Origin of the sequence: Pseudoalteromonas sp. SWN29, from assembly GCF_015864465.1 — a bacterium.
In the GTDB taxonomy this organism is placed as follows: Bacteria; Pseudomonadota; Gammaproteobacteria; order Enterobacterales; family Alteromonadaceae; genus Pseudoalteromonas.
On record NZ_JADYXE010000005.1, the window covers coordinates 65,758 to 82,353 of the forward strand.

Here is a 16,596-nt window from a genome sequence, read left to right on the forward strand (position 1 = left end):
CTTAATATACAAGCCACAAGGCGCCTTTAATTAGAGGTTATAAATGCAGTACTTAGTTAGTCAGCATTAGCTGCTGTAACAGCCGTTTGAACCCATTTATACCAGCTAGAATCTGTATCCTGATCCGATACTGCACCAATATAGTTAACGTTTTCAAAGAATGAATCTGTTGCACTTAAATCAGTGGCCGTAACCGTTACTTCGCTAGCTGCTGTGTTAGTTGCAAAACCATTATCAGCAAGAAGCACCACGTCATCCGTTAGAATTTGATTAGCACCGCCATTTTCAAACCATGCTGTTTTGGTTTGACCTTCTAATGGTCCACTTGCAAAGGTATCTGTATCAGTAAAGTTTGCAGAGCACGCCATGACAGAACTTGTAAATGAAATTTTGTCAGCTTGCTTTTCGCCGTCACCAGAGAATTGAATACACTGTGTATTTGTCGCGTTTTTCTTAATAATAACGGCGTTGTAAATACTTGAATTGAACTGATCATCAAACTTGTATGCTTGTGAAGGGTCATCATCGCGCACAGAGTTGCCATCAGTCGTAATTACAGTAACGTTTGCAACAGTCGGGTTAGAGGGAGATACTTGCTCAGAAGATGCACCTTTAACGCCATCAGATTCAAAGCCATTGTTACCCATGTTTACAACTGTGCCGTCATTTAACGTTACAGTACCGTGCTGGATAAATAAGTATTGAGCTTTACCCTGCCAACCTGCATCAAAGTCAAATGAATCATCTTGCGTATCTGTTACTGCAACATGTTTAAGCGTTGTAGCACCACCAAAAATTTCGATACCATCATCAAAACCTTGGTGAATATGTAAATAATCAAACTCAGAACCAGAACCTACAGCATTAAGTGTTAAAGAATTTAAATCGTCGCCTTCACCACCAACACGTGGACCCGAACCCGCATACCAAATTTTAGCCCATTTAATATTGCCACTAGAATCTGCATTATTGTTACCACCAAAGTAACTTGTAATACCTTCTGAAGCGACGTTACATGTAGCGCCACCGCGTTCTGCATCGGTACATTGGTCAGTAATGCCGTTACCATTAATAATAATACCGCCCCAGTCAGCGTAACGTGCACCTTCGCCAGCGGTATCAAAGCGGTCAAACGCATTCGCTGATGTAAATACAACAGGCTTGTCTTGCGTACCTACAGCTTGAATTTTTGCACCGCGTGCAACGCGTAAAATAGCTTCACCTGAACCAAAAGCTAACACCGCACCAGGCTCAACGGTCATCGTTGGACCATTCGCTGGAATTTCAAAACCATCAACCGTGCTGCCGTCTTCGCCAATTTGCAGGGCGTCATCAAAAACGTGAACACCGCCGCCTGGCAATTCTTTAAACGTAATGTTATTTGTAATAGAAATTGTTTTGCTAGCAAATGAGTCATTATATAAACAGTCAATTCCGCTAACGACACCCGTTACCGTACCTGCATCTGATTCATAGCTTGCACATTCAGCGTCTTCATCAGCCGTTGAACCCGCTGTATTATTTGAATTATTAACACTGTTATCTGTTGTAGAGCTGTTATCGTTTACAGTGGGTGTAATTTCGATATCGCCGCCACAGCCAGCTAGAGTCATTGCAGTTGCTACTAGGCTGACCTTGAATAAATCAGATAATTTCATTGTTCACTCCGTTAAAGTATTTAATTATTTTGTTAGCGTATTAAGTAAAAACTTAAGTCACTTTAAAGCACGATACTCATGCATTAAGGTGACTTGAGTTATCGAATGCAGGTAAGATACTGTAGTGATATGACAAAGTAGTTACAGTTTGATAACCGTAAGATGACAATGTTAACTTTCATAAAATCAATTGGTTACTTTTTATAGCAACAAAAAAACCGCCATGAGGCGGTTTAGTATTGCGATTATGAAATGGTTTTATAATTCCTACTTATACGTTTGCAGGAATTATTGAAATTTACAGTAAGGCTGTTCTAAGTGTTTCTGCATGCACTTTCTCGCGCTTTACATATTTAATCCATTGCTGCGCTAAACGCTGGGATTTTTTATGTTTTTCGGCTTGTTCAAACGCTAAAATAGAGGCATCAAAATTTTGTAAGTTGTACTGAGCCATACCTAAGGCAACAAATGCATTTGATTCAAAATCAAGTGAACCTTTATTAAGTGCTTTACGCGCTGCATCGGCCGCTTCCTCGTATTGCTCGGTGTTAACATACACTTCAGCTAGGCGTTGGTCATACTTACCACTGGGTGATAAATCGGCAGCTTTTACAAAGTATTTTATTGATTTTTCGTCTTCTTTTGCTTGGATCATCGCCTCTGCTACAAAGGCATAATTTTTAGCATTTTGCTCTGCAATCCCTTTTTCAATCGCATCGCTCATAACGTCTGCAGCTTTAAACGCTAAGCCGTTATATAAATACACTTGTGCTAATTGGCGTAAATCAGATTTAGAGGTTAAAAATCCTTGCTGATAAGCGGCTTCTATTACGGCAAGTTGTTGCTTTTCTTGTCCTGTTTCGCCATACATACCCGATAACTGCACCCAATACTCTGGTTTGTTATAAAGTTTTACTAAGCGCTCAAGTACAGCAACTACTTTAGCTGTTTTATTAAGTGAGTAGTACATGGCACGTTGTAGCACTAACCAATTCTCTTTAGGCGCTTTGCCTTCATTATCGCTCAGTGCAATAACCTGAGATATATACTCAAGCCCTTTCTCATAATCTTTTAACTGATAATAAGTTTGGGCTCTTAACAAGTAATAAGCTTCTGTTTTAGGCTTAGTGTTAATAGTGTCCCAGTCATCTAAAAATGCGATAACTTTAGTGTAATCACTATTAGCCATAGCCAGTTGCGCCAAACTAAAAGTAGTACTTAAACGTAGCGACTCCGGAATGGCTTCCTCTGCGACCACCTTTTCAAACGAAGCTATCGCTTTTGGTAAATCGTTTTCGTTGTAATAAATAAAGCCATAAAAGTTATGCATCATCGCAACTTCATATGAGTTCATGCTTGAAGCTCGCTCTTGTATAGAATCAAGCGCTTCAAGGCCTGCTTTAACATCGCCATCGTCAGCCAGTTTTTGTGCACGAGCAAGCTGGCTGTAAACCTTTTCGCGAAGCGCTGGCACACGTTTAGTTTTTTGTTCTGGCTCTGCATATACACTTGCCAAATTAACGCCAGGTAACATATTTAGAGCACTTGGAGTTACAATGCTTGTACTTACTGCAGCAGTACAAAATAGTGTAACTTTTAAAATTTTAGTTGTTGGGTTTAATTTCATAACTGATTTAATAAATGGTTTCATAATCGCCTCGCATTTCTGTCCGTTTACTCGTGGTTAATTACTAAATTAACCGCTAATTTGGAAAGATATTTTGTTCTGAACACCCGCTACTTCAACGGCTTCACCGCTTACTACACGTGGTTTATATTTAAATTTAAGGGCTGCATCCATGGCCGCTCTGTCAAAGAGTGACTCAGGCTCTGCTTTAATCACTTGCGGGTCGCGTACAGTGCCTTGTTTAGTTACTATGAATTCAACAATAACGTAGCCTTCTATGCCACGAGATAACGCACGACGCGGATAAACAGGGGCCACTTTTACTATCGGTAAATATTCACCGTCACTTGTCTCTAGTGCTAACCCTCCGGCTAAATTTACATCTGCATCTACATTGGCAGCAAAATCAAAGTTATTAGCATTTGCTGTTGCATCGCTACTTTGCATTTGCGGCGACTCCATAGGCGGTGGCGGCTCTTTTGGTGTTGGTGGTTTTTGAGGTTTACGCTCTTTTTTTTGTACGGTTTCTTCTTTTTTCAAGCGAACAAAATCAAGTACGTTACCCTTTACCGGGTCTGTCATAGCGCCTTCACCACCAGTAATAAGCGCCTGCATACCTAAAAACAGCATAAAGGTCACTACACCGGCTATCACTAATGCAACTAAATATCGCAACATAACTAGCCCTTACGACGCATCTTGTGCGGCAATTGATACATCAAATGCACCCGCCGCGCGCGAGGCATCCATTACCTTAATTAACATTTCGGTAGTCGCTTTTTTATCCGCTTGAATAACAACGCTACCTTGTGGATTCTCGGCTTTTAATCGCTCAATATTTGCTTGTACTGCGCGTACATCAATTTGGCGTTTATTAATCCAAATTTCGCCTGTATCAGAAATCGCTACAAGGATATTAGCGCGCTCTTTTTTAACCGCTGTTGCGGCTTCTGGGCGGTTTACATCAATACCGGCTTCTTTAACAAAAGAGGCAGTTACAATAAAGAAAATAAGCATGATAAATACAACGTCTAGCATTGGAGTCATGTTTATTTCTTCAGCTTCGTCTTCTTGAAGTAGGTTTCCTAACGGGGCTCTCATTTTTATTCTCCTAGGATGAGCGGCTTTATTAATAGCCGCTTATCAAAATTTTGCTTAATGGTCTAAAACCATAGTGTCTTGTAGTAGTTCTACTTCGCGCTTAGCTTTTCGTTGTAAATACGTTGAGGCAAATACTCCAGATAACGCACCAACCATGCCTGCCATTGTCGGAATAGTCGCTTTAGATACACCTGAAGCCATTGAGCGCGCACTGCCTGTACCTGTTATTGCCATAACATCAAATACTTCTATCATTCCTGTTACGGTGCCTAACAAACCAAGTAACGGGCACAAGGCAACCATTACGTTAATCAAAGAAAGGTTTGTATTTAAGCGCATACCAGCTCGCGATATTATTGCCTCGCGTATTTGCTCTGCGTTCCAACTATTACGTTCTGCGCGGTTAATCCAATCGGTTTTCACACCCTGTTTATAGCTTCGAAAACCGTTGAAAAAATAAATAAATCGCTCGAGTATCAATAACCACATCGCGAAGATTAACACCCCGATGACCAAGAGAACCTGGCCACCAGTGTCGAGAAAATCACGGATAGCATTGATTGAATCAATCAATAGCACCATGGTTTATGCTCCCTTCTCGCTACGCTCTGCGATAATACCGGCGCTCTGCTCTTGAATAGTAAGCAAGATATTTTTAGCGCGCGTATTAAGTAAGGTGTATAAAAATACCGTCGGAATTGCCACAACTAAGCCCAATACCGTTGTTACTAGTGCTTGAGAAATACCACCCGCCATAAGCTTAGGATCCCCAGTACCAAACAAGGTGATTGCTTGGAATGTATTGATCATCCCGGTTACCGTACCTAATAAACCAAGTAGCGGCGCAACAACCGATATGATTTTGATAAGTGTTAGGTTACGTGTCACTTTTGGCATTTCACGTAAAATAGCTTCACTTAGTTTAAGCTCAAGTGTGTCGTGTGAAACACTTGGGAATTGATCTTTTACTTTCATCACACGTCCAAGCGGATTGTCATCACGTGCAACACTATCTTTAAGTTGACGACGAATTTTACCGCCCATAATCAATAATGAGAAAAAACGCTCAAGTGATATAAGAAGTGCAATAACACCCACGCCTAAAATCACATAACCAACAGTCCCACCTTGATGAACACGCTCTTGCGTATCTGGTGCTTGTACTAATAAACCAAGAATAGAGCCGCCTGTTGGGTCAAGTGCAAATTGCACTACACCGCTTTTAGTGTTTTGTAGCTCTTCTGCTGTTGCTGTAAAGCGCGATACAGGTTGGCGTGTTAACTCACTCAAAGAATTAGTCGATGGATTAAATTCTAAGTATTTGCCGTTTGATATAAGGTTGAATGCACCCACTCGAACCACTTCTTGCTGTGCTTTAGTGCCACCTTCAACAATAACGCTTGCGTTAAAGCGGCTTACCTTGCCTTGCTCGGTCATTTCACGTTGTAGTTCAAACCATACTTTTTCAATATCTTCTATTGAAGCAAGTTTTGACGTTGAACCCATTTTTTGAGCAAGTTCATCCATAAACGTACTGCGGCCGTCTATTTGAGCCGACACAATCGATGTCGCAAATTTATTACTAGAATCACCCGCTACTTGCTGTAACACACCAAATAACTCTTTTAGCGAGCCCATACGTTTAGAAAGCGTGTCTGTTAGGTTAGCTAGTTTTACTTCGTTTTCTTCAAACTGTGTTTCTAAACGCTCAGATTCCACCAGCATTTGATTACGCTTAGCTTGGGTATTTTTAAGCATTTGTACTTGTTCGTTTTGACGAGCAGCAAACTCTTGTTCACGTTGCTTGTTTTGCTCGCTTTGTGCTGATTTACCATTTTCGAGCGTTTTAAGTAATGAATCTAGGTTCATTGGCTCTGCCGCTACACTTGCGCCAGTAATGCTTAGGCTTGCAGCAAAAAGAGCTATTTTTGTCATTTGAGTAAACAATTTCATTTTCAACCTCTTATTCTGCTGCATGTACTGGCAGAGTTAACATATCTGGGGCTAGTTGCTTACGCGCAATACGTAAGCCTTTATTTATTTGGCTTATTGTAGAATCTGGTAATGCTTCGAATGATTTTGTATCTGCATTCCAACTACCGGCTTTTTTACCATCACGTGTTAAATAAATAAGCTCTAAACGGCCAATGCGTAAAAAGTCGACTTCACGCTCTTTATCATCCACATTTAAAAGTGCGGTATAAGCTTCGATAGTACGTCCGTAGTCAACTTCAACTTGGTAGGCTTCAAGCACACGGCGAAATTTTTCGCTTGAGTTGATATCTGCACGATTCATCATTTCATTTAAAGACGTAACGCGCTTAGTGCGCTCATCAGCTAAAAATGGAATATCTAAAGATACAAACTGCTCAAGGCCTTCAATCATTCTAAGCATTAGCGGCGTAATTTGACGTTCAATAATAGAAACCTGATCCATAGACAGGTTTAAAGATTCCATCTCTTCTACTTGATTATTTAACTGTTTAGTTAGCTGAGCGTTGTAAACAGCTAAACCATCAATTTCTTTATTGAGGGTTTTAAATTGCTGTAAACGTCCTTGCATTGAATCTGCAATCTTGTCTATTTTTGTTTGTGATTGCGCAGCTGATTTATTAATTTCACTGCTTTTATCAATAACCTTATCTAAATCATTTGCGTGTACTGCTGCACTTGCGGCCACAATACCAGCTAAGATTAATGGTTTAACGCCTTTCATCGCATACACCTTTACTCGTTAGTTAGCGGATTTGCTAGTTTGTTTTTTAAAGCAATAAATTAAGTTCTATAAATAATTTATGACTTTAGAATTTCAATGAGCAGGAGTTTATAGATGAAACATGACAAGGATGTTGCGCAAAAAAGTCGCTTTTATGACAGTGGTAATAATTAAGACTTACGAGGGGATTTTTAAGATGATAAGAGCATTTGTTAACCAAATGCCCTATAAACAGGCTGGGTTATTTTAAAATTGAATTAATTTGATTAAGGGAATAGTGCCAATCGGTGTAATTTATTTCAATTGGGTATGCTTTATTATCTTTTATTAGCAAGAGTGAGGGAAAACCTTGAATAGGTAATGTACGAACAAATGATAACTCTGCTTTGAGTTCCTCATTAAGCTCGCTTGACGTTAGCTGCGCGGTAAACTCATTTTTATCTAAGCCAATCTTTTCAGCCAAACTAATTAATGTACTTTCATCTGACGGGTTCTGCGCGTTTAGGTAATAAGCATGTTGAATAGCAGCAACCATGTCGGCTTCTTTATCCGCTTTACGTGCTATAAGTGCAGCTCTACAGGCCGGATACGTTGAACGCCTTGGCTGGCAATTACGCCAAAAGTCATAATTAAATTGCGTACCTAACTGCGCTGAAATTTTATGCCAAGTACCCTCAAGCATCTCTTTCATATTTTGCGGCATTGGGTCTTGGCTATCAGGTGCTAATCCACCCACTTTATATTCAATTGCTACTTTACCAGCAAGCTCTGATTTTAGCTTAAGCCATGTTGGTGAGTAACCCCAACACCAGCTACACATTGGGTCATGAACATAAATTAATTTACTTTGAGACATATTAATCCTTCAGCTAGAAATTGGGCTTGAAACGACACTATTACGACCAGCAGCCTTTGCACTATAAAGAGCTTCATCAGCTTGTTTTAACGAATCATCATAATCAGTTACTTTATTTACTTGGGAAATACCAATACTACAAGTGATTGAAATGCGTTGTTTATCATCAGTCAACATAACATGCCCTGCAACAGCTTCACGAAATTTATTAGCTAATACTGTTGCTTGAGCGATGAGCATTTGTGGCAAGATAACAACAAATTCTTCGCCACCATAACGCGCCTTTAGGGACGTTGCCAAAAACTGAGATTCCAAAAGCTTGGTAAATTCAATCAATACCGTATCACCAAAATCGTGACCATGCGTATCGTTTAAAGATTTGAAGTTATCTAAATCTATTAACAAAATTGAAAAAGGTAAGTACTGATCTGGGCGTGTTTGTGCAAGCTTTAAAAAATGAGAGGTAATAAAACGTCTGTTTGCCATGCCAGTAAGGGGATCTGTGTACGCATGTTGTTTTTGCTCTAGCGTAATATCGGCAATTGCCATATGGCTTTTATGCCTAAAATACTCACCAATAAATGAGAATAAAAACACCATAGAAAAGGACGCTATAAATCGTGTTTTTTCTACATTGCCATAAGTAACTTGACCAAAGTCAGGGCCGTATAAAATAACAATACAAGAAAACAGTAAAGTAAAACCTAACCAAGCACCTAATCTGACCCCTAAAGATGCAAACGTCACTACAGGATAAAACATAAGCCAATATAGCGCGGTGTTATCTTTACCACCGGTATAAACAAGTGCAACAAACATAATGCACACAATGCTCATACTTATTAATGCCACTACTTGAAGATTACCCGTTCTTATAAAGTAGATAGAACAGCTTATATTTGTAATGTTAACGATAATTAATGAAACAGTGAGTATCGGTGAGTAAAGCTTATAATTCAAAAACACTAATACTGCAATCACCACAATTGATATCCCAATCATGGTAAATAAAGAAAACGCTTTGCGCTGTTTGTCTGAGCTATAAACACTGTCGATATTTATTAGACTGAGCCAGTTTGGTTTATTTACATTTTTTTTAGTCATTAATTTTATACTTTAAACTTTTGAACCATATTTTCTAAGGCACTAAACTGCTGTTTTAATTTGGTACATTCGTTAAGCGTGTCATTTAAGTTAGCCTTGCCTTGTATAGAAAGCGCGCTAATTGTTTGAATATCGGTATCTAATAACTTAACAACTTGGTTTTGCTCATCGGTTGCACTGGCCACAGAATGATTTGCATCGTTAATTTGCTTAATAGCTTGTATAACATGACTCATTAAATTGCCGACGGCATCTGCTTGTTGTACGCTTTTTTCACTGTCTTGAAGGCTTGTTTTCATAAGCTCTACAGCAAGGTTTGAGCCTTTTTGTAACTGGCTCACCGTGTCTTCAATTTCTTGCGTTGATTGTTGAGTGCGGTGTGCTAATTGGCGTACTTCATCTGCTACAACAGCAAAACCGCGTCCTGCCTCTCCTGCTCTAGCGGCTTCTATTGCTGCATTTAATGCCAATAGATTAGTTTGCTCGCTTACACCTTTAATAACTTCAAGCACTTGCCCAATACTGGCTGTGTGCGTATTTAAACTGTTTATAGTTTGCTGAGCTTTCTCCATATTAGCCGAAAGCTGATGGATGGTTGCAACGCTGTGGCTTAATGCTTCTTGATTTTGTGTTGAGTGCTCATCTGCATTTTTAGCAAGCTGCGATGCACTCTCTGCATTATTTGAAATATCCATAGATGTAGCTGAAAACTGATTAATAGCCGCTGCCACGCTATCGGTACGCTTGCTTTGGTCATCATACATAGACAATGATGAATGTGTTTGTGATACCAAGCTCTCAATAGCTGTATCTAATTGCTCTGTGGACTCTTTAACTTGTTCTATTGAATGCTGAATTTTTTCGATGAAAATATTAAATGAATGGCTTAAGTCGCCAAATTCATCATCATTTTCAACGGTTAAGCGCCTTGTTAAATCGCCTTCGCCTTGTGCTATATCTTTAATGGCATCATTTAAACGGTTCATAGGCTGCATTAAATAGCGTAGTAAAAGCTGCATCATAATAATGATAGCAATGATCCCTATCACCATAAAAACAGCCGCAGTTTGACCAAAAGTCGATACACTGGCATATGCTTTATTTTTATCTATAACAACACCTAGGTACCAATCTACGTTTTCAATACCGCTAATTTTTGTAAACGAGATAAGCTTAGACTCTCCGTTTATCTCGTATTGGGTAAACTCACTTTGCAAGGGCGTATTAGTACCAAAAATATCTGATGTATTTTTTAAATTTAACTTAGCATTAGGATGGCTTAACACTTGGCCTTTGTTATCGAGTAAAAAACCATAACCAAGACCTAAAAAATCAATATCGTTAATAATTTTAGTCACAGTTTGCATATCAATATCGGCACCTGCAACGCCGCTAAACTGGCCATTTTGTAGCATGGGTACTACCGCTGAAATTGTAAGCTCGTTAGTTGTTACATCAATATAGGGAGTTGTAAAAGCGGTATTTGATTTGTTTTCGACTAATTTGTACCAAGGACGAGAAGTCGCATCAAAGTCAGCAGGTAAAACGACTGATTGATCGTTTAATATAAACGTGCCGCTAGATTTTCCTATGTAAGTATTTTTAAAGCTTCCAGCAAGCTCTGCAGTATTTAATTGTGAAAGGGTGAGGGCTTTAGAATCATTAGCTTTATGCGTTTTAGCAATTGATATAACAATTGCCAGCTTTGCATTTAACCAACTCGCTATATTTTGCGACACAGATTCAGAATTTTGTTGTAATACTAGGCTTAACTGCTGCTCGGTTTGCTTGCGCATCGCAATATAGTTATTAAAAGTAAATAACCCTAGTACCAAAACTAAAATTAAAGAGGCTGCAATAGTCACTTTGGAAGTAAATTTTAACGAGTTAAGCATATAAGCCCTTTTATTATTTTTTCGTTATTATCCATACAGTTTTAGCAAAAATTTAGCTAAATGTCCTAGTAAAAGAGACTTATAGTAGGTTATTGATGAAAAATAAGAATAAAGGATTGTAAAACAAAAGGTTTTTGTGGGTAACTGACTAATAGTGAAATAGATTATGACTAGTATCAATTATTTTTGGAACGTTCCTGTAAAATATAGTTTTATAAGTGACTGAATACGTATTCAGTCACTTAATATTAAGCGGTTATTGCCACTTATTTGCTAATCGTACAACGTTTAAACCGTACCATGCTATAAATACGTAACACACCATTGGTACAAAAAAGCTTTGTTGTATATTTACTGTGTCAGCTATAAAACCTTGGAGTAATGGCACAAGTGCACCACCTACAATAGCTAAGCATAACCAACCAGAGCCTTTACTGGTCAACGATCCTAGTCGCTCAATAGCAACTGAAAATATAGTCGGGAACATAATTGAGTTAAATAAACCAATTGCCAATACTGAATATAAAGCGACGTCACCTTGAGTAAAAATAGTGATCATTAAGAGTGCAATAATACTAAAGGCATTAAACGCGATGGCTTTTGAAGGTGCTATTTTTTGTAATAATACAGAACCAATAAAACGCCCTACCATTGCCCCGCCCCAGTAATAACTAATAAGCGCTGCTGCAGTGTGCTCTTCAAGTCCTGCTATGTGTGCCTCACCAAAGTAATTAACTAAAAAGCTACCAATGGCTACCTCCCCGCCTACATAACAAAATATAGCAAGTACACCCATAGTTAAGTGAGGTGCTTGAGTTAATGAACGAGACTCTATTGCGGTATTGTTTTCTTCTTTATGGGCTTCGATTTCTGGAAGCTTTATAAAGGCAAATATAATAGCGATAAGCAATAAGGCGCCGGCAAGCATTAAGTAAGGCACTTTTACCGATTCAGCAGTTGCTGCAGAGGCAGCTAAACTACCTGCGGTTCCAAAAAATAATAAACCACCAACGTATGGTCCAACTGTAGTGCCGAGTGCATTAAGAGCTTGTGCTAAATTTAACCGAGACGAAGCTGTTTTTTCAGGCCCAAGAGCTGCAACATAAGGGTTTGCAGAAACCTGAAGTACCGTTACACCTGATGCAAGAACAAATAAAGCGCCTAAAAATAGCCAATATTCATGTACTACAACAGCAGGATAAAACAACATACAGCCAATTGAAGCCACAATTAAACCAGTTAAAATCCCTTTTTTGTAACCAAACTGCTTAACTAAAATCCCCGCAGGGATAGAAACAATAAAATAAGCACCAAAAAAGCAAAACTGTACTAGCATCGCTTCAAAAAAGCTTAAATCAAATACGCCTTTTAATCGTGGTATTAGTACATCGTTTAAAACAGTAATAAAACCCCATAAAAAAAATAGGGTCGTCATTGCAGTCAGTGGAAACAGATAATTTTTATTTGGCTGTTCGTTGACCGCGAATGATTGATTTGTATTTATTTCACTCACGTCGTTTTCACTCCATTAACAAGTTGAAAACGATTCTACATGTTTATATATAAATTAGTCAGCGCAACAAAGGAACGTTCCAATTATATGGTTTGCATTGAGTATTTGTCGTATTGATAATACGGTCTATCTCGCCACTATTATGAAACTGATAAAGCCCTTCGTTTATATCCTCTAATACTAAAAGCCAGTTAGGTGTCAGCTTACTAATAGCAAAATATAAAGGGTTGTATTGCAAAGGGGTGTTTTCATTTTCAATGGATGAAAGCAAGGTGTTTTTTTCAGATTTACTCAAAGAGGAGTAAGAAACTGAGAACTTTAAAACGTCGGGATCGCCTATAATCAAATCAACACGCTTAGCAACCAGTAGCTGAACAAGCTGTAAATCATCAACAGAGGTAATAATTTCAAACTCATTATTATCCATCATGGCATCAAACTCAGGTGTGTTTTGATACCCACGAACAACCCCAATTTTTTGCCCTTTAAGCGATTTTAAGTTTCCAGTGAAACGGTCTGTATCGCCTTTCCTTTTTAAAAATGCAATTTCTCCACCTTTAAACGAATTAGATAAACCAAGTAATTCTCGACGTGTTTTACCATTAACATAATCAGAGGGGGCTGTATCTTCTATAAAGTATTCAGGCATTAATATATCAGCTTTGCCTAGTTCTACATTTCGTACAGCTCTTGCCCAAGGCAAAAATTCAATATATACGCTGTAGCCCTTACTATTTAATAAGGCAATAGAAAACTGATAAACCCATCCTTTATTACATAAATTACTACCAATATAAGGAGGCCAGTCGAGAGTAGCTAGATGAAGTATTTGCTTGGGAGTTTTCGCTGCATAGGGCACTCCTGATTTGTGATAATGCCCATTTAAAACATGTTGAATACCATTTTGATAATACTCAACTGACGTTTCTGCAAAACAATTACTACTTGTCAGTAATAATATAAAATAAAACCAGCGCATGTAAAAATCTATTTATGATTAATCATGTTTTTAAGTTTAGTTACAACTAAACTTTTTGCACTGATAAACCTTAATCAGATGCTTTTTCCCATTTCATTTTATTATTTGTATCGCGCGAGCTTATAATTGTTGTATCGCTGCTCTCAACGCCGCCTAATTTAGCTAATCGGTCGTACAAAACCACATTACAAGTAGCCGCTAAGTTCATGCAGCCAATAGTGGGAATATAAACAACCTCATCGCACCACTTTAAAACATCTTTTGGGATTGAGCCGTCTTCAGGACCAAATATATAAAATGCATTTTCAGGGTGTTTAAACTCAGGTAAAGGCGTTGCACCTTCAATAAGTTCAATAACAACAACGGTTGCACCCTCTGGCTTTACTACTTCTAAACTATCAGTTTCGATAAGCGGGATACGCTCAAGTACATTTTTTGTGTCGGTATGAAATTTCTTGGCGTTTAAATAACGATTACCAGTAAAAAAAACCTGTTTAGCGTCGTAACACCCTGCAGCACGCAATACACTACCAACATTAGTCGGGCTTTTAGGATTAATTAAACCAATTACCGCTTGTTGTTTGCTCATTAATCAGCGTCCTTTGTTGGCCACTCTGCAATGTATAAATCAAAGTCGTCTAGTTTCACATCACAATCTTTTACTGTTTTATCTTTTACAGAAATCCCTAACTCGTGCATTTTTGTTTTATCGCCATTATTTAATAACGGATGCCAAGAAGCCAAGCCACGCCCTTCGTGTAAACGGCGGTAACTGCAACTTTGCGGCATAAAAAAGATGTCTTTGAGGTTTTTTTTTGTGAGTTTTACACAAGAAGGAACAAGCGTTTGGCGGTTTTCGTACTCGCTACAACCACAGGTGTTGTTATCAAGATACTGACACACAATATTAGTAAATATTAACTGCTCACCTTCACGTAACTGATCGGTGGCGGTAAATTCGTCTTCATCTTCGCTATCAATAAACGTATTTAAACAACATTTTCCGCATCCATCACAAATGGCTTCCCATTCGTTTTGACTCATGTCGCTTAAGCTTTTTTTAAGCCAAAATTGTGTATTTGCTAATTGTTGATCAAACATAGTTTACTCGTGCCCCCTAAAGAGCGCGCATTCTACCGTATTGCTGCAAATGGCGCAAAGCCAATACCCTTTCAAAGTACTGGCTTTGCGCTAAAAATTAGCTTTGAGATTTAACCCAACGCTTAATTTTTTCCTCTAAAATTGGCATTGGTAATGCACCATCAATTAATATTTGCGTGTGGAACGCTTTAATATCAAATTTATCGCCGAGTTCTTTTTTAGAATAATCACGTAGTTCTTGGATTTTAAACTGCCCTAACTTGTAAGAAAGCGCCTGCCCCGGCCATGCAATATAACGCTCAACTTCAGCTATTACGTCACTTTTAGCCATAGATGAGTTAGCAAGCATGTAATCAATACCCTGCTGACGCGTCCACCCTTTTGCATGAAAACCAGTATCAAGCACTAAACGCATTGCACGTAATTGCTCGTCTGATAAACGCCCGTACCACATGTATGGGTCGGTAAATAAGCCTAGCTCTTTGCCTAAGCTTTCTGCGTAAAGTGCCCAACCTTCTGCAAATACGGTGTAACCACCAAATTTGCGAAAGTCAGGTAAGCCGTCTATTTCTTGTTGCAGAGCTATTTGAAAGTGATGTCCTGGCGCAGCTTCGTGAATCGATAAGGTTTCGAGTAAAAATTTCGGCTGTGCTTTTAAGTTATACGTATTGATATAAAAAATGCCTGGGCGAGAGCCATCAGGTGCAGGAGATGCATACGACGCACCTGCAGCCGACTGCGCTCTGTAAGCTTCAACCGCTTTTACAACGTAAGGTGCTTTTGGTGCTATGTTAAAAAGCAGAGGCAAACGTGCATCTATTTTTTTCTTAACGTTTTCATATGCTGCAATTAGCTCCTGTGGCGTATTATAGTAAAACTCATCTGAATTACGTAAGTGGTCAAAAAATTCAGATAACTCGCCTTTAAAGCCTACTGTTTCTTTTACTTTTTTCATTTCACTTAAAATGCGCGACACTTCACTTAAACCTATCTCATGAATTTCGTCTGCAGATAAGCTAAGCGTCGTGTTTTTCTTAATTTGGTATTCGTACCACGCTTTACCGTTTGGTAAGTCACTATAACCAACGCTTTCTCGGCTATTAGGAATATACTGATTAGCTAAAAAGTCACTCATGCTTTTATAAGCTGGTACTAAGTGCTGCATAATCAGTTCGCGATACTGCGCTGTAATTTTTTGCTTTTGCTGTGCGCTAAACGATTCTGGTAATTTTTTAATTGGTCCCCAAAATAGTGAGTCTTCAGCATTTTTAACTACATGAGCCGCAAATTGTGGTTGCAGTTTTTCAGCCAAAGGCTTTGGCAAGGTAATACCTAGTTTAATACCTTGAGCCATTGAGCGCTCTACACTAGTAAGCCACTTTACAAAACCTTCGCTGCGCGACATAAAAGCAGTGTAATCTTCAACTGAATTAAACGGCTGAGCGCTTTGACCTGAGCCAAAACCTGCAAACGTGTTATGCGCACCCGCCATTTGGTTAATTGGTAATAAATAATCAGGAAACTGCATGCCCTCTAATTTTAGTGCAAGGTCGCGCTCTAATATTTCAAAACTTAAAAGCGACTGCCCTGTTAACTGTGCTTTATCTATAAAGTTTAATCGCTGTTGAAATTTTTTATAAAAAGCCGCTTTTTTTGCTCTATTTTCTTTTGAGATAGCTGGCGTAAATTGATCGTTAAACTCGTTACGGCCACTATACGTTGCGCTTATAGGGCTATATGTAAGCGATTCATCGTAATACTGTGCAACAAGTACATCAAGCTGTTGCTCTGCCGAAAGCTCTGAAACAATACCTGCCGATGCGTTAACTGTGTTTAGCTGCGCACTGGTGTTAGTGCTTGTATTAAGCCCAGTATTCATACAGCCACTTAAAGCAAACATAACGCCACTGGCAACTAATGCTAATTTAATTGATTTCATGATAATCCTTTTTAATATCGTTTTTTGATTATGCGCATTAAGCCTTACTTAATAAAGTAATTACGATAGATTGCGTTCATCGTATTAAATTTGCACTTTTATCTGAG

The 16,596-nt window shown here is 38.7% G+C and carries 15 protein-coding genes; all 15 read right to left on the minus strand.

Going from position 1 to position 16,596, the window contains the following annotated elements; genetic code table 11:
- Positions 1-56: 56 nt before the first annotated feature.
- Complete coding sequence (locus tag I6F53_RS02995) at positions 57-1,658, minus strand: hypothetical protein (protein ID WP_197238432.1); 1,602 nt, start codon at positions 1,656-1,658, stop codon at positions 57-59.
- Between the two features lie 298 nt (positions 1,659-1,956).
- A complete protein-coding gene (locus I6F53_RS03000) occupies positions 1,957-3,285 on the minus strand; it encodes a tetratricopeptide repeat protein (RefSeq protein ID WP_197238468.1) in 1,329 nt (442 codons plus the stop codon).
- Between the two features lie 69 nt (positions 3,286-3,354).
- Positions 3,355-3,960 carry an energy transducer TonB gene (locus I6F53_RS03005; RefSeq protein ID WP_197238469.1) on the minus strand — a complete coding sequence of 202 codons (606 nt, stop codon included), beginning with the start codon at positions 3,958-3,960 and terminating at the stop codon, positions 3,355-3,357.
- A 12-nt stretch (positions 3,961-3,972) separates the two neighbouring features.
- The gene (locus I6F53_RS03010; RefSeq protein WP_197238433.1) at positions 3,973-4,386 is read right to left on the minus strand and encodes an ExbD/TolR family protein; all 414 of its coding nucleotides are present in this window, start codon (positions 4,384-4,386) and stop codon (positions 3,973-3,975) included.
- 54 nt (positions 4,387-4,440) lie between these two features.
- Positions 4,441-4,968, minus strand: a complete 528-nt coding sequence (locus tag I6F53_RS03015) for a MotA/TolQ/ExbB proton channel family protein (protein WP_197238434.1) — start codon at positions 4,966-4,968, stop codon at positions 4,441-4,443.
- Positions 4,969-4,971: 3 nt separating this feature from the next.
- Complete coding sequence (locus I6F53_RS03020; RefSeq protein ID WP_197180600.1) at positions 4,972-6,339, minus strand: MotA/TolQ/ExbB proton channel family protein; 1,368 nt, start codon at positions 6,337-6,339, stop codon at positions 4,972-4,974.
- Between the two features lie 10 nt (positions 6,340-6,349).
- Positions 6,350-7,102, minus strand: a complete 753-nt coding sequence (locus I6F53_RS03025; protein WP_008169959.1) for a DUF3450 domain-containing protein — start codon at positions 7,100-7,102, stop codon at positions 6,350-6,352.
- Positions 7,103-7,343: 241 nt separating this feature from the next.
- The gene (locus tag I6F53_RS03030) at positions 7,344-7,958 is read right to left on the minus strand and encodes a DsbA family protein (RefSeq protein WP_197180602.1); all 615 of its coding nucleotides are present in this window, start codon (positions 7,956-7,958) and stop codon (positions 7,344-7,346) included.
- A 9-nt stretch (positions 7,959-7,967) separates the two neighbouring features.
- Complete coding sequence (locus tag I6F53_RS03035) at positions 7,968-9,062, minus strand: GGDEF domain-containing protein (protein ID WP_197238435.1); 1,095 nt, start codon at positions 9,060-9,062, stop codon at positions 7,968-7,970.
- 5 nt (positions 9,063-9,067) lie between these two features.
- Complete coding sequence (locus tag I6F53_RS03040; protein ID WP_197238437.1) at positions 9,068-10,957, minus strand: methyl-accepting chemotaxis protein; 1,890 nt, start codon at positions 10,955-10,957, stop codon at positions 9,068-9,070.
- A 256-nt stretch (positions 10,958-11,213) separates the two neighbouring features.
- The gene (locus I6F53_RS03045; protein ID WP_197118981.1) at positions 11,214-12,470 is read right to left on the minus strand and encodes a sugar MFS transporter; all 1,257 of its coding nucleotides are present in this window, start codon (positions 12,468-12,470) and stop codon (positions 11,214-11,216) included.
- A gap of 58 nt (positions 12,471-12,528) precedes the next feature.
- The gene (locus I6F53_RS03050) at positions 12,529-13,449 is read right to left on the minus strand and encodes a substrate-binding periplasmic protein (protein WP_197238438.1); all 921 of its coding nucleotides are present in this window, start codon (positions 13,447-13,449) and stop codon (positions 12,529-12,531) included.
- Between the two features lie 70 nt (positions 13,450-13,519).
- The gene (locus I6F53_RS03055) at positions 13,520-14,038 is read right to left on the minus strand and encodes an RNA methyltransferase (protein WP_197180610.1); all 519 of its coding nucleotides are present in this window, start codon (positions 14,036-14,038) and stop codon (positions 13,520-13,522) included.
- Positions 14,038-14,550, minus strand: a complete 513-nt coding sequence (locus I6F53_RS03060) for a YcgN family cysteine cluster protein (protein ID WP_197238439.1) — start codon at positions 14,548-14,550, stop codon at positions 14,038-14,040. The genes I6F53_RS03055 and I6F53_RS03060 overlap by 1 nt, the downstream gene beginning before the upstream one ends.
- A gap of 97 nt (positions 14,551-14,647) precedes the next feature.
- The gene (locus tag I6F53_RS03065; protein ID WP_197238441.1) at positions 14,648-16,489 is read right to left on the minus strand and encodes a DUF885 domain-containing protein; all 1,842 of its coding nucleotides are present in this window, start codon (positions 16,487-16,489) and stop codon (positions 14,648-14,650) included.
- Positions 16,490-16,596: the final 107 nt, after the last annotated feature.

What these genes read in the sequence shown, in the direction of transcription:
- I6F53_RS02995 (WP_197238432.1), bottom strand. Translation starts at nt 1,658, where the DNA reads ATGAAATTATCTGATTTATTCAAGGTCAGCCTAGTAGCAACTGCAATG.
- I6F53_RS03000 (WP_197238468.1), bottom strand. Translation starts at nt 3,285, where the DNA reads ATGAAATTAAACCCAACAACTAAAATTTTAAAAGTTACACTATTTTGT.
- I6F53_RS03010 (WP_197238433.1), bottom strand. Translation starts at nt 4,386, where the DNA reads ATGAGAGCCCCGTTAGGAAACCTACTTCAAGAAGACGAAGCTGAAGAA.
- I6F53_RS03015 (WP_197238434.1), bottom strand. Translation starts at nt 4,968, where the DNA reads ATGGTGCTATTGATTGATTCAATCAATGCTATCCGTGATTTTCTCGAC.
- I6F53_RS03020 (WP_197180600.1), bottom strand. Translation starts at nt 6,339, where the DNA reads ATGAAATTGTTTACTCAAATGACAAAAATAGCTCTTTTTGCTGCAAGC.
- I6F53_RS03025 (WP_008169959.1), bottom strand. Translation starts at nt 7,102, where the DNA reads ATGAAAGGCGTTAAACCATTAATCTTAGCTGGTATTGTGGCCGCAAGT.
- I6F53_RS03030 (WP_197180602.1), bottom strand. Translation starts at nt 7,958, where the DNA reads ATGTCTCAAAGTAAATTAATTTATGTTCATGACCCAATGTGTAGCTGG.
- I6F53_RS03035 (WP_197238435.1), bottom strand. Translation starts at nt 9,062, where the DNA reads ATGACTAAAAAAAATGTAAATAAACCAAACTGGCTCAGTCTAATAAAT.
- I6F53_RS03040 (WP_197238437.1), bottom strand. Translation starts at nt 10,957, where the DNA reads ATGCTTAACTCGTTAAAATTTACTTCCAAAGTGACTATTGCAGCCTCT.
- I6F53_RS03050 (WP_197238438.1), bottom strand. Translation starts at nt 13,449, where the DNA reads ATGCGCTGGTTTTATTTTATATTATTACTGACAAGTAGTAATTGTTTT.
- I6F53_RS03055 (WP_197180610.1), bottom strand. Translation starts at nt 14,038, where the DNA reads ATGAGCAAACAACAAGCGGTAATTGGTTTAATTAATCCTAAAAGCCCG.
- I6F53_RS03060 (WP_197238439.1), bottom strand. Translation starts at nt 14,550, where the DNA reads ATGTTTGATCAACAATTAGCAAATACACAATTTTGGCTTAAAAAAAGC.
- I6F53_RS03065 (WP_197238441.1), bottom strand. Translation starts at nt 16,489, where the DNA reads ATGAAATCAATTAAATTAGCATTAGTTGCCAGTGGCGTTATGTTTGCT.